The sequence below is a fragment of the Providencia rettgeri genome (assembly GCF_001874625.1).
GTDB lineage: Bacteria > Pseudomonadota > Gammaproteobacteria > Enterobacterales > Enterobacteriaceae > Providencia > Providencia huashanensis.
Genome location: NZ_CP017671.1, coordinates 1,817,036 through 1,830,699, shown reverse-complemented (window position 1 = coordinate 1,830,699; position 13,664 = coordinate 1,817,036). Strand labels below are relative to the sequence as shown.

At 51.5% G+C, this 13,664-nt stretch carries 22 protein-coding genes; 16 read left to right on the top strand and 6 right to left on the bottom strand.

All coding sequences use genetic code 11. The annotated features are described in order from the left end of the window. Positions 1-102: 102 nt before the first annotated feature. Genes RB151_RS08165 through RB151_RS08155 form a run of 3 tightly spaced genes read left to right on the top strand, consistent with a single transcriptional unit; the run spans position 103 to position 2,394 of the window. Positions 103-888 (top strand): ParA family protein, encoded by a 786-nt coding sequence (locus tag RB151_RS08165; protein WP_001151304.1) that lies wholly within the window; start codon positions 103-105, stop codon positions 886-888. A 3-nt stretch (positions 889-891) separates the two neighbouring features. After that, positions 892-2,073: a ParB/RepB/Spo0J family partition protein gene (locus RB151_RS08160; RefSeq protein ID WP_001207227.1), complete on the top strand. Its 1,182-nt coding sequence runs from the start codon at positions 892-894 to the stop codon at positions 2,071-2,073. Positions 2,074-2,121: 48 nt separating this feature from the next. Further along, a complete protein-coding gene (locus RB151_RS08155) occupies positions 2,122-2,394 on the top strand; it encodes a helix-turn-helix domain-containing protein (protein ID WP_000703827.1) in 273 nt (90 codons plus the stop codon). Between the two features lie 52 nt (positions 2,395-2,446). Here the strand turns inward: RB151_RS08155 and RB151_RS08150 are convergent, their stop codons facing one another. Beyond that, positions 2,447-3,082, bottom strand: a complete 636-nt coding sequence (locus RB151_RS08150; RefSeq protein WP_000074431.1) for an N-6 DNA methylase — start codon at positions 3,080-3,082, stop codon at positions 2,447-2,449. A gap of 91 nt (positions 3,083-3,173) precedes the next feature. Further along, positions 3,174-3,317: a hypothetical protein gene (locus tag RB151_RS23300; protein ID WP_000939033.1), complete on the bottom strand. Its 144-nt coding sequence runs from the start codon at positions 3,315-3,317 to the stop codon at positions 3,174-3,176. Positions 3,318-3,791: 474 nt separating this feature from the next. Between RB151_RS23300 and RB151_RS24600 the strand changes: the two genes are divergently transcribed. The 13 genes from RB151_RS24600 (at position 3,792) to RB151_RS08090 (ending at position 9,994) form a co-directional block, all read left to right on the top strand. Beyond that, complete coding sequence (locus RB151_RS24600; protein WP_343206149.1) at positions 3,792-4,013, top strand: hypothetical protein; 222 nt, start codon at positions 3,792-3,794, stop codon at positions 4,011-4,013. After that, positions 4,006-4,287 carry a hypothetical protein gene (locus RB151_RS24250; protein ID WP_000044824.1) on the top strand — a complete coding sequence of 94 codons (282 nt, stop codon included), beginning with the start codon at positions 4,006-4,008 and terminating at the stop codon, positions 4,285-4,287. The genes RB151_RS24600 and RB151_RS24250 overlap by 8 nt, the downstream gene beginning before the upstream one ends. Further along, entirely contained in the window at positions 4,262-4,936 is a 675-nt protein-coding gene (locus RB151_RS08135) for a thymidylate kinase (RefSeq protein ID WP_000344151.1), read from the top strand. Before RB151_RS24250 ends, RB151_RS08135 begins: the two co-directional genes overlap by 26 nt. Then, a complete protein-coding gene (locus tag RB151_RS24245; RefSeq protein ID WP_000566600.1) occupies positions 4,929-5,435 on the top strand; it encodes a hypothetical protein in 507 nt (168 codons plus the stop codon). The genes RB151_RS08135 and RB151_RS24245 overlap by 8 nt, the downstream gene beginning before the upstream one ends. Further along, a complete protein-coding gene (locus tag RB151_RS08125) occupies positions 5,420-5,752 on the top strand; it encodes a hypothetical protein (RefSeq protein WP_000348669.1) in 333 nt (110 codons plus the stop codon). The genes RB151_RS24245 and RB151_RS08125 overlap by 16 nt, the downstream gene beginning before the upstream one ends. Before the next feature lie 8 nt (positions 5,753-5,760). Beyond that, the gene (locus RB151_RS24240; protein WP_000647189.1) at positions 5,761-6,261 is read left to right on the top strand and encodes a hypothetical protein; all 501 of its coding nucleotides are present in this window, start codon (positions 5,761-5,763) and stop codon (positions 6,259-6,261) included. Between the two features lie 3 nt (positions 6,262-6,264). Then, a complete protein-coding gene (locus RB151_RS08115) occupies positions 6,265-7,692 on the top strand; it encodes a DNA cytosine methyltransferase (protein WP_000936896.1) in 1,428 nt (475 codons plus the stop codon). After that, the gene (locus tag RB151_RS08110) at positions 7,692-8,348 is read left to right on the top strand and encodes a hypothetical protein (RefSeq protein ID WP_000268551.1); all 657 of its coding nucleotides are present in this window, start codon (positions 7,692-7,694) and stop codon (positions 8,346-8,348) included. Before RB151_RS08115 ends, RB151_RS08110 begins: the two co-directional genes overlap by 1 nt. Then, complete coding sequence (locus tag RB151_RS24235) at positions 8,287-8,550, top strand: hypothetical protein (protein WP_001337759.1); 264 nt, start codon at positions 8,287-8,289, stop codon at positions 8,548-8,550. The genes RB151_RS08110 and RB151_RS24235 overlap by 62 nt, the downstream gene beginning before the upstream one ends. Positions 8,551-8,553: 3 nt before the next feature. Continuing rightward, positions 8,554-8,772, top strand: coding sequence for a hypothetical protein (locus RB151_RS08105; protein ID WP_000362482.1), 219 nt, complete (start codon positions 8,554-8,556; stop codon positions 8,770-8,772). 93 nt (positions 8,773-8,865) lie between these two features. Further along, the gene (locus RB151_RS08100) at positions 8,866-9,483 is read left to right on the top strand and encodes a hypothetical protein (protein WP_000464631.1); all 618 of its coding nucleotides are present in this window, start codon (positions 8,866-8,868) and stop codon (positions 9,481-9,483) included. Positions 9,484-9,495: 12 nt separating this feature from the next. Next, the gene (locus tag RB151_RS08095; RefSeq protein WP_213291358.1) at positions 9,496-9,690 is read left to right on the top strand and encodes a hypothetical protein; all 195 of its coding nucleotides are present in this window, start codon (positions 9,496-9,498) and stop codon (positions 9,688-9,690) included. A gap of 25 nt (positions 9,691-9,715) precedes the next feature. Beyond that, entirely contained in the window at positions 9,716-9,994 is a 279-nt protein-coding gene (locus RB151_RS08090) for a hypothetical protein (protein ID WP_014386427.1), read from the top strand. A gap of 91 nt (positions 9,995-10,085) precedes the next feature. Here RB151_RS08090 and RB151_RS08085 read toward each other — a convergent pair whose 3' ends face one another. From RB151_RS08085 to RB151_RS08070, 4 genes are read right to left on the bottom strand one after another with little or no spacing between them, the layout of a single operon-like run. Continuing rightward, positions 10,086-10,574, bottom strand: coding sequence for a hypothetical protein (locus RB151_RS08085; protein WP_000468105.1), 489 nt, complete (start codon positions 10,572-10,574; stop codon positions 10,086-10,088). Positions 10,575-10,588: 14 nt separating this feature from the next. Continuing rightward, the gene (locus tag RB151_RS08080) at positions 10,589-12,781 is read right to left on the bottom strand and encodes a DNA topoisomerase III (RefSeq protein WP_000366821.1); all 2,193 of its coding nucleotides are present in this window, start codon (positions 12,779-12,781) and stop codon (positions 10,589-10,591) included. Next, positions 12,781-13,014 (bottom strand): hypothetical protein, encoded by a 234-nt coding sequence (locus RB151_RS08075; RefSeq protein WP_001191892.1) that lies wholly within the window; start codon positions 13,012-13,014, stop codon positions 12,781-12,783. The genes RB151_RS08080 and RB151_RS08075 overlap by 1 nt, the downstream gene beginning before the upstream one ends. Continuing rightward, positions 12,996-13,613: a hypothetical protein gene (locus RB151_RS08070; RefSeq protein ID WP_001249396.1), complete on the bottom strand. Its 618-nt coding sequence runs from the start codon at positions 13,611-13,613 to the stop codon at positions 12,996-12,998. Before RB151_RS08070 ends, RB151_RS08075 begins: the two co-directional genes overlap by 19 nt. Between the last annotated feature and the right edge of the window lie 51 nt (positions 13,614-13,664).

Genomic DNA, 13,664 nt, shown 5'->3' with positions numbered 1-13,664 from the left:
AATTAGATATTGCAGTATCATTTTATGATCGCTACAATCTTTCACATGTGAAAGTTTGGGGGTGGTCTTGATCACCTGCGAGAAACCAAAATAGAGGTGGGTATGGCAAAAGTAATCAGCTTCGCCAACCAGAAAGGCGGAGTGGGTAAGAGTACCCTCTGTATCCAGCAGGCCTTTTATCTGGCGTTACAGAAGAAAAAGAAAGTGCTGGTCTTGGATATGGATGGTCAGGGGAACACGTCCTCTCGACTGGCCCCCAGACGAGAGCTTGAGGATGGTGACTACGAGCCCATCCTCACAGGAACCAAAACCGCAGAGCTGTTCGCTTACGAGCTGGACGGCATTGAGGTCATGCACTGCCCTTGCGGTGCAGACCTCATTCATACGCCGAAAAACGACCCGGATCTGTTTGAGATGGAGGCTGTGCCTCTTGACCAGGCCATGAATCCGGCTCGCCATTTGGCTGAGCTGTTTGAGAACTACGACTACGTGCTGATTGATTGTCCGCCTAGCCTCGGCAGAAAGCTGGTGGCAGCGTTGGTGATGTCTACCCATGTGGCATGTCCAGTAAAGCTCTCTGGCTTCGCTGTGGACGGCGTAGAAGGTCTCCTGAACACGATTATTGGTGTGCGCGAGGCGTACAACCAAGATTTGGAGATCCTGGGCATCGTGATCAACGACATGGACCGCTCTGTCAATCACGACAAAGCCCTCAAGTCGCTGGAGAACACAGTTCCGGATCTGTTGTTTGAGAACAAAATTATGCACCGGCCTCCGCTCGATACGGCGACGACTGATGGCATCCCTGTCTGGGAGCTTCGCTATGGACATGTCGCGGCCAAAGAAGTTGAGGCGGTGTTGGAAGAACTATTAGAGAAGGTGGGCTAAGCGATGGCATTGAACAATTTAAAAGGCCTGTCCGAACTTGCTAAAGCCGCCAAAGGCAAGAAAGGCAAAGAGGTTCTTACCGTACCTGTTGACGACGTTGTATCCAAGGTCCAGGTTCGTAAGCGCTTCCGTAACATTGAAGAGCTGGCGGCAACCTTGCTGACCGAAGGGCAGCAGTCTCCGATCATCGTGTTCCCGAAGAACGAAGAAGGCAAGTTCGTCATCCAAAAAGGGGAGCGGCGTTGGAGAGCGTGTAAACACGCTGGTATCGAGACCATTGACTTGGTGGTGAATGATAAGGTCCAGAACAACTTGGACGAGACTGCTGGTGAGCTGATCGAAAACATCCAGCGGGATGACTTGACTCCGGTAGAGATTGCCGAGGCGTTAAACCTGTTTATTGAAGAAGGTTGGAAGCAAAAGGATATTGCTGATCGGCTCGGTAAGAATATCACTTTCGTATCTACGCATCTGTCGTTGCTCAAGCTACCTGACTGTGTGCGTGAGTTATACGATAATGAAGTATGTTCTGATACAGAGACCTTGAATAACCTTCGTCTCTTGTTCGATCTGAATGAAGAAAGATGTCGCGCCGTCTGCGCGGTGGCTATGTCTGACGGGATTACTCGTAAACAAAGCCGTGAGCTGCTGAATGATGCCAAACGTATCAAAGACGAAATGGAAAAAGGCCCACTGACTGGCTCCCACCAGAATGATGAGCTTGGCGCTGGCAACACCGACGAGCAATCCCTCAACTCGGGTGGGGATGGTACGTCGGAACAAACCGGGAATGACGACCTGAACCTTGCCCAGGAGGAACTGGAAGGGGGTAAAAATTCCAATGGTCAGGACGATGATGACGAAGACCCTTTGCGTGATGAAGAGGGTGAGCACAAAGATCCTGTCAAGCAGCCAGATAACAGCGGCAAGGACAAAGATGAAGAAGGCGGTGATGCTCTTCCTCCTCTGCCGAAGGACAAGGAATGGAAGAACGTCCGGGCTGACAGTTTGATTTTTGCTGTCAACGTTAACCTGGATGGCGAGACCAAACGTGGAGTCATCATGACCGACCGTGTTGCTCTGGTTCCGTCTACTGTCTGGGTTAAAACGCTCGATGGCGAAGGCAAGGAAAAGCATGTTCATGTGCCTGTGTCAGACATTGAACTCCTGAGTGTCGAAGGCTAATAAAGGAGGCCCAGCCAGAGAGGTTGGGCCTGTCAAGAACAGGTGAATATGAAGATCTCACAGGACATGAAAAGAAAATTTGCTTTGGTGAATGCCCTGTCTAAAACGGAGAAGCCAAGTCTCCAAGACCTTCACAAGGCAACAAATATTCCTGAATCAACGATCAAGAGACAGTTGTCTGCCCTGCGTGATGAGTTCGGAATGAATATCTTGTTCGTCAGGGAGTCTACCGGCGAACGAGGTGCCACCGGCTACTACATGCTGACAGACTGGGGGATCTTAGACAGGTCTTCGTTCTTGAACCGGTACGGAAAACTGTAAGGTGCCATAGAGCAGCGCATTGAATGCAAAACCCGCCAATCGGCGGGTTTTTTTATGCTGCCACGGTAGCGGCGGTTGCTGGAGGTTTTTCGGCGTAGTAGGCGATGTTCTTGGTTCGTCTGCTAAGGGTGTCTATGCCGACGATACTCAGCGTTTTGGGAGTGGTATTGCGGGACTCGAAATAATGGAATAGCTGGATCATGCAGCACTTCACCATCAACGGATCGATGTCTTCCAGGTAGATTGAGGCTTCTCTCAATGCTTCGGGACCGTGGTTCTCGATCAGGTTTTCCATCCAGTGAATGGCGTTGATGCCAGAACCACAGCAGGGCTCATAAAAGTCTGCCGAAGACTGTGAGCCAACAATGAGTGACATCAAGCGGCCAATCTCTGGAGGAGTGGGGAAGTAATTGGTGCCCTTCTTGTGGAAGCCAGACATGCTTAGGACGTAACCCAAAACATCGCTGGTGGGGTCGCGCTTAATGGCGGCAGACAGGACGTGAGAGAGCTCGAAGGCGACCGGCTGAAGTTCTTCCGGGATCTCCTCCTTGGCTGGGTATAGGCCAGTCTGCAAGTATGCCCACTGGTCAATAAAGGCCTCAACAAACCGAGATGTGCCCATTCTGTATCGGGACTGCTCGATGAGAGATAAAGCCTTGGATGTAAGTTGCTGTGTTTCTGGTGACATAAGCGCTCCAGTTTGTTCTGACGAAACATTCAAGAGGTAGAAACGAAGAACCCCGCCGAAGCGAGGTTCTTTGCTTTCCTGCCTGATCGCCTTAATGCCGAAGCAAAGACGTCTTGATAAAGTCGGGGCAACCGGACATTTCCCGGTCGATGAAGTCCTGACGTTTCGCCAGCGGCCATTTCATGAACGCCGCGAGCGGGATGCGCTTATTCGTGTTAGTATTGCCTTGCAGCATAACAAAGCTCCTTAATTGCTTGATTGTGTTGTAAGGGCTGCAACGAAGGTCGAAGAGCGATGCGGCCCTTATTTATGATTATTACAGCATCATAAAATAATATCAAGGGACAATAAAACGATACCAAGAAACAAAACTTTCACATGTGAAAGTCTCCCCGCTGTCCACCTCGCACACTCCAAACGCCCAAATAACTTGTCTATCTGCCCAAAATGGGCGCGTAAGCGTCCGATAGAAAGTAATTGTTAGTGAGATATTGACTACACGGAATATGGCTATATCATAGAATCATAAAATGATACTGTAAAAGTGATATGTATGCCAAAGCAAGCAAATCATCTCCGTTTGAAGAAACCTTGCGCCAACTGTCCATTCCGGAAGGAGGGCGCTATCGAGCTGGTCCCTGGGCGATTAGAAGGCATCATCAACGACATCGTTGAAAACGACATGACGACGTTTCATTGCCACAAGACCGTGCATTCAAAGTCAGGTGGTGAATGGGATGAAGAGGGTAACTATGCACCTTCGGGACAAGAGTCGATGTGTGCCGGTGCTGCGGCTTACTTGATGAAAATAGGCAGGCCGACAGTGGCTATGCGAATTGCCTTTGCGTTTGGTGATGCAAAGGTGTCCGACTGGGACGAAGCTCAAGAGCTGGTTGTCGAGCCTTTGGTACAAGGGGACCGAAATGAGTAAGCGATATGCGGTAGTGCCGCATCCGAAACTGAAACGAGAGTACAAAGGTCGGCTGGTCAGAACTACTCGGGTACTAAAAAACGGCTGGGGGGTGATCCCTCTAGGGGCTGTGGCAACGGTCACGCATCAGTCTCCCAAGGGATCAGAACTGACCTTTGAACCATGCGACTGCTGCGGCCTGAAAGCCATTATCAGTCATGTAAGCATGGACTCCATTGAATTTATCGAACCGATTACTGAGGAAGAAGATGGACGAGAACAAGCTCAACATTGAAACGGTCGATGGGCACAACGAGCTGGTAGTCAGCTTTTTGTCCAGAATGGTAAGCCTGAGTGACGAGGAAAAGCAGACAGTATTGTCCTGCCTTCCGGGCACCGGCAAACAAACAATCACCCAGCTCTATGAGGCGCTGCGTTCTCAAGGGCACCAGGATCTTGCAGAGAAGGTCGAACCATACCTCCAGCAGGGGGTGTTTGGGCCGATCTTCGATAACGCCAAGTCCAAGGTGTTCGTTCGGGACGAAGCGCCTTTTTTCCTCATGGATGAAAATCCTTTGAACTGGGATGACGCTAAAGCATTCAATCGCCTACGTATGAGTACGACCTGTGTTCTTGGCCGTGGCGGCTGGACTATCGGTGAGCGCTTTGATGACCGCTTTGATACCGAGGTGGGCGGAACACAGCTTATCGTCACCCAGTCACTCAACGAAAAAGGTGAGATTGAAGGAGGACTTCCTACCTCGATGTCGCTGAATGACTTTGCTGAGTTCCCTAAACAGCCAAGGCCTCCTCAAATAGTCGATTACCAGGAAGACAAGCGATACACGCTTGAGGAAGCGGAAGCTATCCCTGAGCTCGCACCAGTGGTTCAGCGTCTGAAAGAGCGCATCGAAGAGTATGAGGAGAGAAGAGCCCATGATTGACATGACATGCCGCCTCTGTGCTGGTTCCGGTGTTTATGACTTTTCCCCTTCCAAAGAAACCTGCGGTATGTGCCAAGGGCATGGGAAATTTGCTGACGCCAAAGCAATGCTGGTGGCTGCCATCGAGCTGGCAAAGAAGCAACGCGAGCCGGTCATTGAAGTGGTAATGGGGTTGGTGCTCCAGGGTGTGGATGTTAGAGGGAAGGAGCCTGGAGAGCGGTTCAAGGCTGCTCAGGCCTTTAACGCCCCAGGGCACAACCTATTACGATACGGGTGGGATGCTTGGGAGCTCTATGCCCTCCATGAGGGTGTAAGTCCAGAACTTGCATCGCTTGGCCGAAGTGTGATGCGCGAGTGGCATAGCCATTCATGGGGCCGGTTCAGTGGAGAGGTAGGCTTTAACGCCGCCGAGATCATGATCAAACAGGCCAAAGACAACCCAGAAAAAGCAGAAGAGCGCTGGGCGTTCCTGCTTAGTGAAGAATGGATGGTGGAGTAATTGTCGTGACAGAACAAACCAATAAGAAATTGATGCTGGATGAGTCTCCAGATATGCCCCTGCAATTCAAGTGGAGAAAGTTTGGTGGTGCGATTTTTACTGCCACGCAAACAATGGAGCACGTCAAGGAAGGACGTAAGCTCGGGCCGACTCCAGCAGGGATGCTACCTCAAGAAGTGTGGCTGAACCGCCTGATCGCTATGGAAGAAACCCTGCCACGAGGGAAGTTTTTTGACAGATTCCGCCGCCGCGACAAAAACGAGCAGTATGACTTGGCCGCCGATCATCTCCGTCTTGTCGGACAGAAAAAGCGATAGGGGGATAGATGAAAGCCCAGGCATACCCACCATCAGTCATTCGTAAAGGCGCTGTGTTGTACGCAGCCCTTTATTACATCTCTGATGATGATAAAGCAAAGGTCGAGGTTACAGAGTGGATAGTTCGCTCTATTCAGAAACGACGCAACTCAACCAGCGATCAACGCTATGTCAATCTTGCCCAAAAGTTAGATGGGATTACGTGGGGGAAAAGGTCACGGAAGAATGGGGACTTTGGTTGGTTGCCATCTATACCGAGCTGGTGTTTGAAGCAGTTCCGGGAAGGTGGCGAATTGCCTTTTGGCGTTTATACGACGCGACTGGCCGCTCTCAAGTTTGCGAAAGTCAGCTTGCAGGAAGAGGTCCAATATTGCGAGGCCGAGCTGAAAAAGCCTCAGACAGAAGAGGATACTCAGGAACTCCAAGAGGAGCTGGCGGAGAACCAGAGACTTCTGAAAGCTGCTGGAGCAATGGTGAAGCGCGAGCAAAACAAGAAGAAAAGAGGTTGACCAATGTTACCGATCGTCTCCCCCTCCGTAGTAACCAAACAACTTGCGTTCAATCGAGTAGGCGATAAACGCAAGGTTAGGGTTTCGTCCAACTTTTTGGATGTTATGGGGTTCAAGCCAGGTATGGGCATCGCCGTTGAGCCAGGGGAGGGGATGGGCGGTTTTTCGGTGATCCCAGCGACCGATGAACTACAGACACACCAGGTTTATCAGCGCCGGTATCAACCAAAGAGTCGCTCCAACAACCCGCTGGAAACCGTTATTGAGTTTTCTGGACAAGGGCTCATAGATAAGTGCTTCCCTCGCTATACAGAGCGTTTCCACGTCGAAATGCGAAAAGGCCGAGTAGTCTTCACTCCTGTCGCAAACAGAGCCTTTGCCATTGCGGATCGGTTCAGAAAAACCAGCCCTTTCCGTGCCTTTGTGGCATTGACTGGCGGGGTAGACATTCATGTTATGGAAGCGCTTGGCTGGAAGGCTGAGATTGTTTTGGAGCATCGTCCAGTTGAAGCCAGAGACAGAGCATCCGGGCGGAACCTGAGTGAAGTACATGCGCTCAATACGCTGGTGAACAGCTCCCCGCGTATCCTGCTGAATGAAGACATTCATCACCTGGAGCTGGATCGCCTTGGAGCCTTGCTGGCGGAGTGCCCACCAATTGGTTTGGCCCATTACTCGTTGGGGTGTGATGACCACTCAAACGCCAAAAGTCCAAGGGACAAAGAGCGTTCTCTTGAGGATCTCTCCACCATGCTCGACATGGTTTACCCGGCACTAAAACAGATCGAGGTCGTGAACCCTGCCGTCGTGCTGGTGGAAAACGTCCCGAACTTCAAAGCATCCGGAGCCGGGGCGATGATGGGAACGACACTGCGGCGGATGGGGTACTTCCTCACTGAGATGGTCTTGAACGGTCTGGATTTCGGCGCTTACCAGGGGCGAGAACGCTATTACATGGTGGCGTCGGTCTTCCCTGGGTTCGTTCCACCGAAACCTGAGCAGAGAGCTGGTGGACGATTGTGGCCGGTGATCGAGAAGCACCTCGGGGATTGTGCTGACGTCACAGTGTTGAAGTCAATTCAGGCCAGAGAGTCAACTTCTCGCAGGATGCCTGCGTTCTTGACGAGAGAAAGCACCAGTTGCCCGACCATCCTCAAGTCTCAGGATCGTGGGGTAAAGGATGCAGTGTACATCCAAGACGGTGGCCGCATTTACAAGCCATCGGTCGATCTGGTTCAGGAGTTGATGTCGATACCTGATAGCTTTGATGTTTCGTGGATGGCAAAAGAACAAGCGACAGAAACGCTTGGGCAGAGTGTGGATTACAGATTGCATTCAGCGGTCATGGCCGCAGTTCGGGATCACCTGAATGTGAATTGCGGTCGCCATACCGTGGTGCAGCACGGTATCAGAAGTAAGGAAGGTAGATAATGGCAGTCATTTACTACGGCGAGGGAACCCATGACGCCGGTTTCGTCGGGTTCCGTGTCGCACGAACAGTTGGGGTGGCGGATGATTACCGGCAGGAATACTTCTCCTTGAGAGAGTATTCCTACGCAACAGCTCACCGGCTGGCCTACAGCTTGGACCGAAAGTGGGAAGCTGAGGCAGAAGAGGTGAAGCGTCAGAATAAGACTTGTAAGCGGCGACGCAACTCCGGGCCAAACATCATTGCTGAGGGGCTGAGGGCTTATATCAGCATTGAGAACCGGAGCCGGATGGGGGTGAAGAGAACCTACTTCGCGCCTTGTTTTCTCGTCACAAAGCCAGGCTACGGCAATGGGGATATTGCTTTCAGGATTTCCACTCATGGCTACGCAGAAGCCTACGAAAAGGCGGTGGAAAAATATTGTGAGATCCATGATTTGACGGATGAGCAGTATGTTGAGTTGCTTGACCGTATGCCGAGTACAGAGGTGTTCACTGGATACCTGCTGAATGCTCTTTTAATGCGCGGCCATCGCGCTACAAAAGCTGAAATACTGAGTAAGCTGGGGGCTGAGAAGAATGAAGAGGACATTGCCAATGGCAAAGGGAAAAGCGGCCAGAACAGAGTGCGTTGCCCAGAGTATCGGTGGGCGCAATAACAGCGCCACCAGCTTTTGGGACCGTATTTTAACAGTTGAGGAGACGGCCACACTCATTGGCGTCAGGATCTCTGAGCTCAAAGACGCGGTGCGCTATCAGAAACTCCTGAAAGGGAAGGCAGCTCCAGAAGTACATTCGGTATCAGGAACTGGGAAACTGTTTTTTGATGGGCGATCCATTAAATCGTTCATAGAGGACTAACCGGTGGATCTGGATCAAAAGCAAGAACCGTGGATCAGCGTCAACGACAAGATGCCGGTCGTCGGTGTGCCTGTTCATTGCCAGCTTAAAGGATGTTGGTCGGGCAAAATTGTTGAGTACGACTTGATCCATGTTCAGGAAGATGATTGTTCGTGGCGAACGGCGGACGACAACTCGGAAGTCAGCTATGACTTCGATGTCATCACCTGGAGACCTATTTAGGTTTGGGAGTCTTGCATTATCCGGCGGTTATTGCCGTGAAAATACGGATGTTCAAACCATGTTTTATAGCAACACCTCCTTGGGGGCGGAATTATGTTTTTTGATAACAAAGTAGAATCTCACTCGCTCGTAATGGGAGCCAGCGGGAAGGGTAAATCGGTCTTGTCCGAACAAGTGCGGAAAAATGCGAGGCTGCGCGGTGATCTGCTGGTGGATACTGAAATGTACCGTGAAGGTCGAGGGTTGAAACCATACGAGCATGAGTACGCTCGTCGCTTAGTTCTGGGGCTAAGTGGACCGTTGCCGCGTGAACTGCGTGGGAAGCCGGTGACGGTTATCTCTGATGTGTCCAGGCCAAAAAAGGTAAAGCGTCAGCCAAAGCAATTTGTTAAGACCGTGAATGGCGTAACCCTTGAACGCCAATTGGTGGCCGATGCAAGAGATCAGTTGGAAATGCAAACAGGCGTCTGGCTCAAACAACCACAGCTCATCGAGCTGATGGAAGAGTCGGGCATAGACGAAACTCTGGCCGATTTTGGTGAGGCTGAAACACAGATCCGAGAAATGCTGGCGGATGCGTTGGCGATGAAACTGGTAGGACGCTCATGGCCCAAGTGTGGAGCCCTCTATAACGCGGCAGAAAAGTCCGACGTTAACTTCTCCTCCGAGCTTGATGCTGCGGCCAAAAAAGCTGGATACATGGTTCGCTAAATGGGATTTGGTGTGGACAAGATAGATCGGCAAAGTTGGCTCGTTAAATTCAGGCGAGCGAAGTGTCAGGACACTTTAGACACGATGAGGGATGCGGCCATTCGCAACTATGAAGGGAATATTCGTGTTATCGCGGATATTGTATTGGCCCATGAGGCGAGAGAGACAGAAATTGAAAAAGGGATGTTTTGTCGAATAGTTAGATAGTCTGATGGGCTATCAGGTGGTGATTATGAAAAAGAGAATACTTCATCTGCCCGTAAAAAAGATTTACTTCGATCAGATCAAATCTGGAGAAAAACCAGATGAATATCGCCTCGTTACAGACTACTGGATAAAAAGACTAGAGGGGCGCGAGTATGATGAAGTCCATGTTAAGTGTGGCTACCCAAAGGCTGGAGATATGTCCAGGATAGAGATTCGCCCTTGGCGTGGCTTCTCAAGGAGTGTTATAACGCACCCGCACTTTGGAGATTGTCCGGTTGAAGTATTCGCTATCCATGTGAATTGAATGGTGTATGACAACTGTGCTTGGTAGGAAAATCAGGTATCAAAAGAAATTGGGTTATTAAAAATTAGGGGCCATCGGCCCCTTAATTGTTTTAGTCTGTGAACATTGAACAATCGAGGTGGGATAGTGCTTGTTCGTAGCTGTCTTTGTTGTTCGTCTTACGTAGTTCCACCAGCTCAACAATCACTGGACTTAAAGCCAGAGATTGAGGCTCCCAGACGCGCTTGCATTTGACCGCCATGTTGGCATTTACGTCTGTAACAACGTAGAGAAACTCAGGCGCTTCTTTCAATGTCCCCAGGCCCTTTGCCATATCCACAGCCTCAGAGTTCTTATAGCTTCGAGTAAAGCTCAGCTCGTCTTGGGGAATGTAGCTGGCAGTCGCCGCAGCCAAACCTGACACCATGCCTTTACCTGCGCTTTTTGCAATGGCCGAGCTGGTAGCTAAAGTTGGCATTACGGCCTGCCCCATTTGGCTGGCGGATGCCGCCGCCAAGCCTGAGGCGATGTTCTTCCCTGCATCTTCGGCAGTGGCTGAGCTGGTGGTGAGCATCGCAGTTAAAATGATTGTTCCAAACATACTTAATTCCTCTATCAATCCATAAAGTCCGACTTTTTGAAGGGCATAGTGCCTTTGCAATCGGGATAGGCGGTGCAGCCCCAGAACTTAGAAGCTCGCTTCTTGCCGGGCGCTTTTCCTTTCCTGAGACGCATCGGGCTACCGCAATCTGGGCAGTCTGGACAATCCTCAGCCGCGATACGCTTCTCGGGTTTCCCTCGGTTGTCTGGGAACGTCTTCTTGCAAGCCTCGTTCTGGCAGCCCCAGAAAAATCCGTTCTTCCCTTTGATCCGGTGCATCTCTCCACCGCAGTTGAAGCATTCGTGTGAAGGCGGCTTAGCGCCCTCGAAGGCTTTAGCCATCGCGCCACCTTCTTTGGTCAGAACCGGTGCGGCCACTTTGAGCTGCTCAACCATTTGGCAGATCCAGGTGGAAATCTGCTTCATGAAGACAGACATATTCCCGGAGCCGGAGGCGACTTTCTCAAGCTCCTGCTCCCAAGCCGCAGTCATGCCGGGTGATTTGATGGCTGGTGGAAGCACTGCGATAAGCGCATGAGCCTTATCAGTTGCAAGCAGTACCTTTTTCTGACGTTTGAAGTAGCCTTTATCAACAGCGCCCTGGATGATGCTTGCGCGTGTTGCTGGAGTGCCTAAACCGGCTGTGTCTTTGAGAATTTGCTTGAACTTCTCCTCAGTCACGAACCGGGCAATGTTCTCCATCGCGGCAAGCAATGTGGCTTCGGTGAAGTGCGGTGCTGGCCGCGTCATTTTGTTTGCCAGCTCGGCACCATTAAGCAAAGCGGGTTCGCCCTGGCTAACCCTGGGGAGCTTCTCTTGTTCAACCGGCGCGTCGGTGTCTTCCCCCTCGTCCTTGGGACTGCTTTCACTATCAGAAGCAAACAAAACCTTCCAGCCTTGTTTGGCAGGTGTCTTACCAGAGGCCGCAAAGAGGTGACGCCCACACTGCACCTCGATGGAGGTTTTGGTGAACTCGAACTCGCTGTAGAACTGCGCGATGTAGAAACGACGGATGGCGTCGTAAAGATTGAACTCGATCTCAGACATGGCACTGATGTCTGTTCTGGCCGGTGTTGGAATGATCGCGTGGTGCGCGGTCACTTTGGCGTCATTGAATACCCTGGCCTTGCGATGAGGATCTGCGCCAGCCACCAGCCCAGAGACGTTCTGATCGGACAAAATGAGCGCCTGGAGAATGTCCGGAATGTCTTCCTTTTGGCTCTCGGGTAGATAACGACTATCAGTACGAGGGTAGGTGGTCGCTTTGTGCGTCTCGTACAGAGCTTGAGCTGCATCCAGTACCTGCTGAGCGGTGTATCCCCATCGTTTGCTTGCGTATTGTTGCAGCGACGTTAGATCGAAGGGGAGGGGGGCTGACTCTTTACCTGGTTTGGTTTCTGCTTTGCTGATAACAGCATTGGCACCATTGACCTGGGAGGCTACCTGCTCGGCATAGGCCTTATTGACGCACCGGCCTTGCTCGTCACTGCACTCTTCTGGTGGTATCCATTGGGCGGCAAACTGTCCATTCTGTACGGACACGTTCACACCCAGAGTCCAGTATGGTGAGGGGGTGAAACCGGCGATCTCTCGGTCCCGTTGACAAACAAGAGCGACGGTTGGGGTGATAACCCTGCCAACGTGAAGAGTGTGGTTGAAGCCGACATCTCGGGCCAGCACTGTGTAGAGGCGGCTCACGTTCATGCCTACCAACCAGTCAGCGCGTTGCCGTGCCAATGCGGCGTAGTAGAGTGAGACCGTATCCTTGCCATCCTTTACGTTGTTCAGCGCTTTCTTGATGCTTGACTCATCGAGAGCCGTCAAACAAACCCGGCGAATAGGGCCAGAGTAGCGGAATCGATCCAGAAGCGAACGGGCGATAGCCTCACCTTCTCGGTCGTAGTCCGTTGAGATGTAGATGGTGCTCGCCTTTTTGACCAGTCCCTCAACAATTTTGTACTGTTTGAACGCACTCTTGCGAACGTTGTACCGCCATGACTCTGGTGCAATAGGGAGGGTCTCCAGTGACCATGACTTGTAGCGTTCGTCATAATCGTCTGGCATATACAATTCCAGCAGGTGGCCGAACGCCCACGTAATAACGCGGTTTCCTCCATCATGGAGAAATCCATCACCTCGTTGGGAGGCCTTCATTACGCCAGCCAAATCTTTGGCCTGAGAAGGCTTCTCGCAGATATAAAGGTCCATTAAGCAGCTCCTCTCATCTTTGATTCCAGATTCGCCAGCTCAGCCCAGCTTTGGGCCAGACCTTTGACTTCGGGGTAGTCTCTGGAGAGGTTTTCGAGGACTCCAGAAATGACATAGGCCGCTTCGCGGGAATTACCCCTCGAACCGGCCTCCTGGAGCATGATTGATAAAGCGTCGAAGAGCTCAGCCTTACGGCTTGGCTCTGTCTGGTTTCTTATTTCAGAGCTTTGCATGGGTTCACCACTGAATAGGGACGCACGGACTCGCGCACAATGCGGCGATCTGCGTCAGTTACAGCCTGGCTGGTGCAAAAGTGCGTCCAGGCATTCAGATAATCTTGATAGGTGTGGGTAGGTGGTATGCAGCCGGTTACAACATCCTTGGGGATGTTTGTAGTCCCCTCGGCTTCCACAAAGCGCCAATCGTGCTCGTCCATACCTTTGCCGCCATCGCAATAGCGTTCCCAGCGTGACAACTCGTACAGCGAGTAGCCTTTGCCTTTATTCATGGACTTGAAGGTATTGATGGCTTCGTTCACATCCCCGTGCTGCTTGATCCCTGCTGGAGTTTTATCTGAACCAGCGGAGTCATCTTTGACCTTGTTCATCGTTGCGCTGACATTACCGTCGCCCAGCACATGGATATAACCAGGTTGACGTAATGCAGCACCACCGCGCCCCATGTTGTCCCATGCCATCGACAGTTCCCGGCTAACTCGGGCAGGTTTGTCATTTTCGGCAGGGGCAGTCTGGGGCTGAGGCTTTTGCTCGGGGGCGTTAGAGGCACACCCGGCCAGAATTGCCACTCCCAGAATTGCTATCAGTTGTCTCATCGTGTCGTTCCTCATCAAAAATTGTCGATGAGCCCATTCTAAAAGGGGGGG

Bases quoted from the DNA above. Each gene is read 5' to 3' on its own strand.
- RB151_RS08165 (WP_001151304.1), top strand. From the start codon at position 103: ATGGCAAAAGTAATCAGCTTCGCCAACCAGAAAGGCGGAGTGGGTAAG.
- RB151_RS08160 (WP_001207227.1), top strand. From the start codon at position 892: ATGGCATTGAACAATTTAAAAGGCCTGTCCGAACTTGCTAAAGCCGCC.
- RB151_RS08155 (WP_000703827.1), top strand. From the start codon at position 2,122: ATGAAGATCTCACAGGACATGAAAAGAAAATTTGCTTTGGTGAATGCC.
- RB151_RS08150 (WP_000074431.1), bottom strand. From the start codon at position 3,082: ATGTCACCAGAAACACAGCAACTTACATCCAAGGCTTTATCTCTCATC.
- RB151_RS23300 (WP_000939033.1), bottom strand. From the start codon at position 3,317: ATGCTGCAAGGCAATACTAACACGAATAAGCGCATCCCGCTCGCGGCG.
- RB151_RS24250 (WP_000044824.1), top strand. From the start codon at position 4,006: ATGAGTAAGCGATATGCGGTAGTGCCGCATCCGAAACTGAAACGAGAG.
- RB151_RS08135 (WP_000344151.1), top strand. From the start codon at position 4,262: ATGGACGAGAACAAGCTCAACATTGAAACGGTCGATGGGCACAACGAG.
- RB151_RS24245 (WP_000566600.1), top strand. From the start codon at position 4,929: ATGATTGACATGACATGCCGCCTCTGTGCTGGTTCCGGTGTTTATGAC.
- RB151_RS08125 (WP_000348669.1), top strand. From the start codon at position 5,420: ATGGATGGTGGAGTAATTGTCGTGACAGAACAAACCAATAAGAAATTG.
- RB151_RS24240 (WP_000647189.1), top strand. From the start codon at position 5,761: ATGAAAGCCCAGGCATACCCACCATCAGTCATTCGTAAAGGCGCTGTG.
- RB151_RS08115 (WP_000936896.1), top strand. From the start codon at position 6,265: ATGTTACCGATCGTCTCCCCCTCCGTAGTAACCAAACAACTTGCGTTC.
- RB151_RS08110 (WP_000268551.1), top strand. From the start codon at position 7,692: ATGGCAGTCATTTACTACGGCGAGGGAACCCATGACGCCGGTTTCGTC.
- RB151_RS24235 (WP_001337759.1), top strand. From the start codon at position 8,287: ATGGCAAAGGGAAAAGCGGCCAGAACAGAGTGCGTTGCCCAGAGTATC.
- RB151_RS08100 (WP_000464631.1), top strand. From the start codon at position 8,866: ATGTTTTTTGATAACAAAGTAGAATCTCACTCGCTCGTAATGGGAGCC.
- RB151_RS08090 (WP_014386427.1), top strand. From the start codon at position 9,716: ATGAAAAAGAGAATACTTCATCTGCCCGTAAAAAAGATTTACTTCGAT.
- RB151_RS08085 (WP_000468105.1), bottom strand. From the start codon at position 10,574: ATGTTTGGAACAATCATTTTAACTGCGATGCTCACCACCAGCTCAGCC.
- RB151_RS08080 (WP_000366821.1), bottom strand. From the start codon at position 12,781: ATGGACCTTTATATCTGCGAGAAGCCTTCTCAGGCCAAAGATTTGGCT.
- RB151_RS08075 (WP_001191892.1), bottom strand. From the start codon at position 13,014: ATGCAAAGCTCTGAAATAAGAAACCAGACAGAGCCAAGCCGTAAGGCT.
- RB151_RS08070 (WP_001249396.1), bottom strand. From the start codon at position 13,613: ATGAGACAACTGATAGCAATTCTGGGAGTGGCAATTCTGGCCGGGTGT.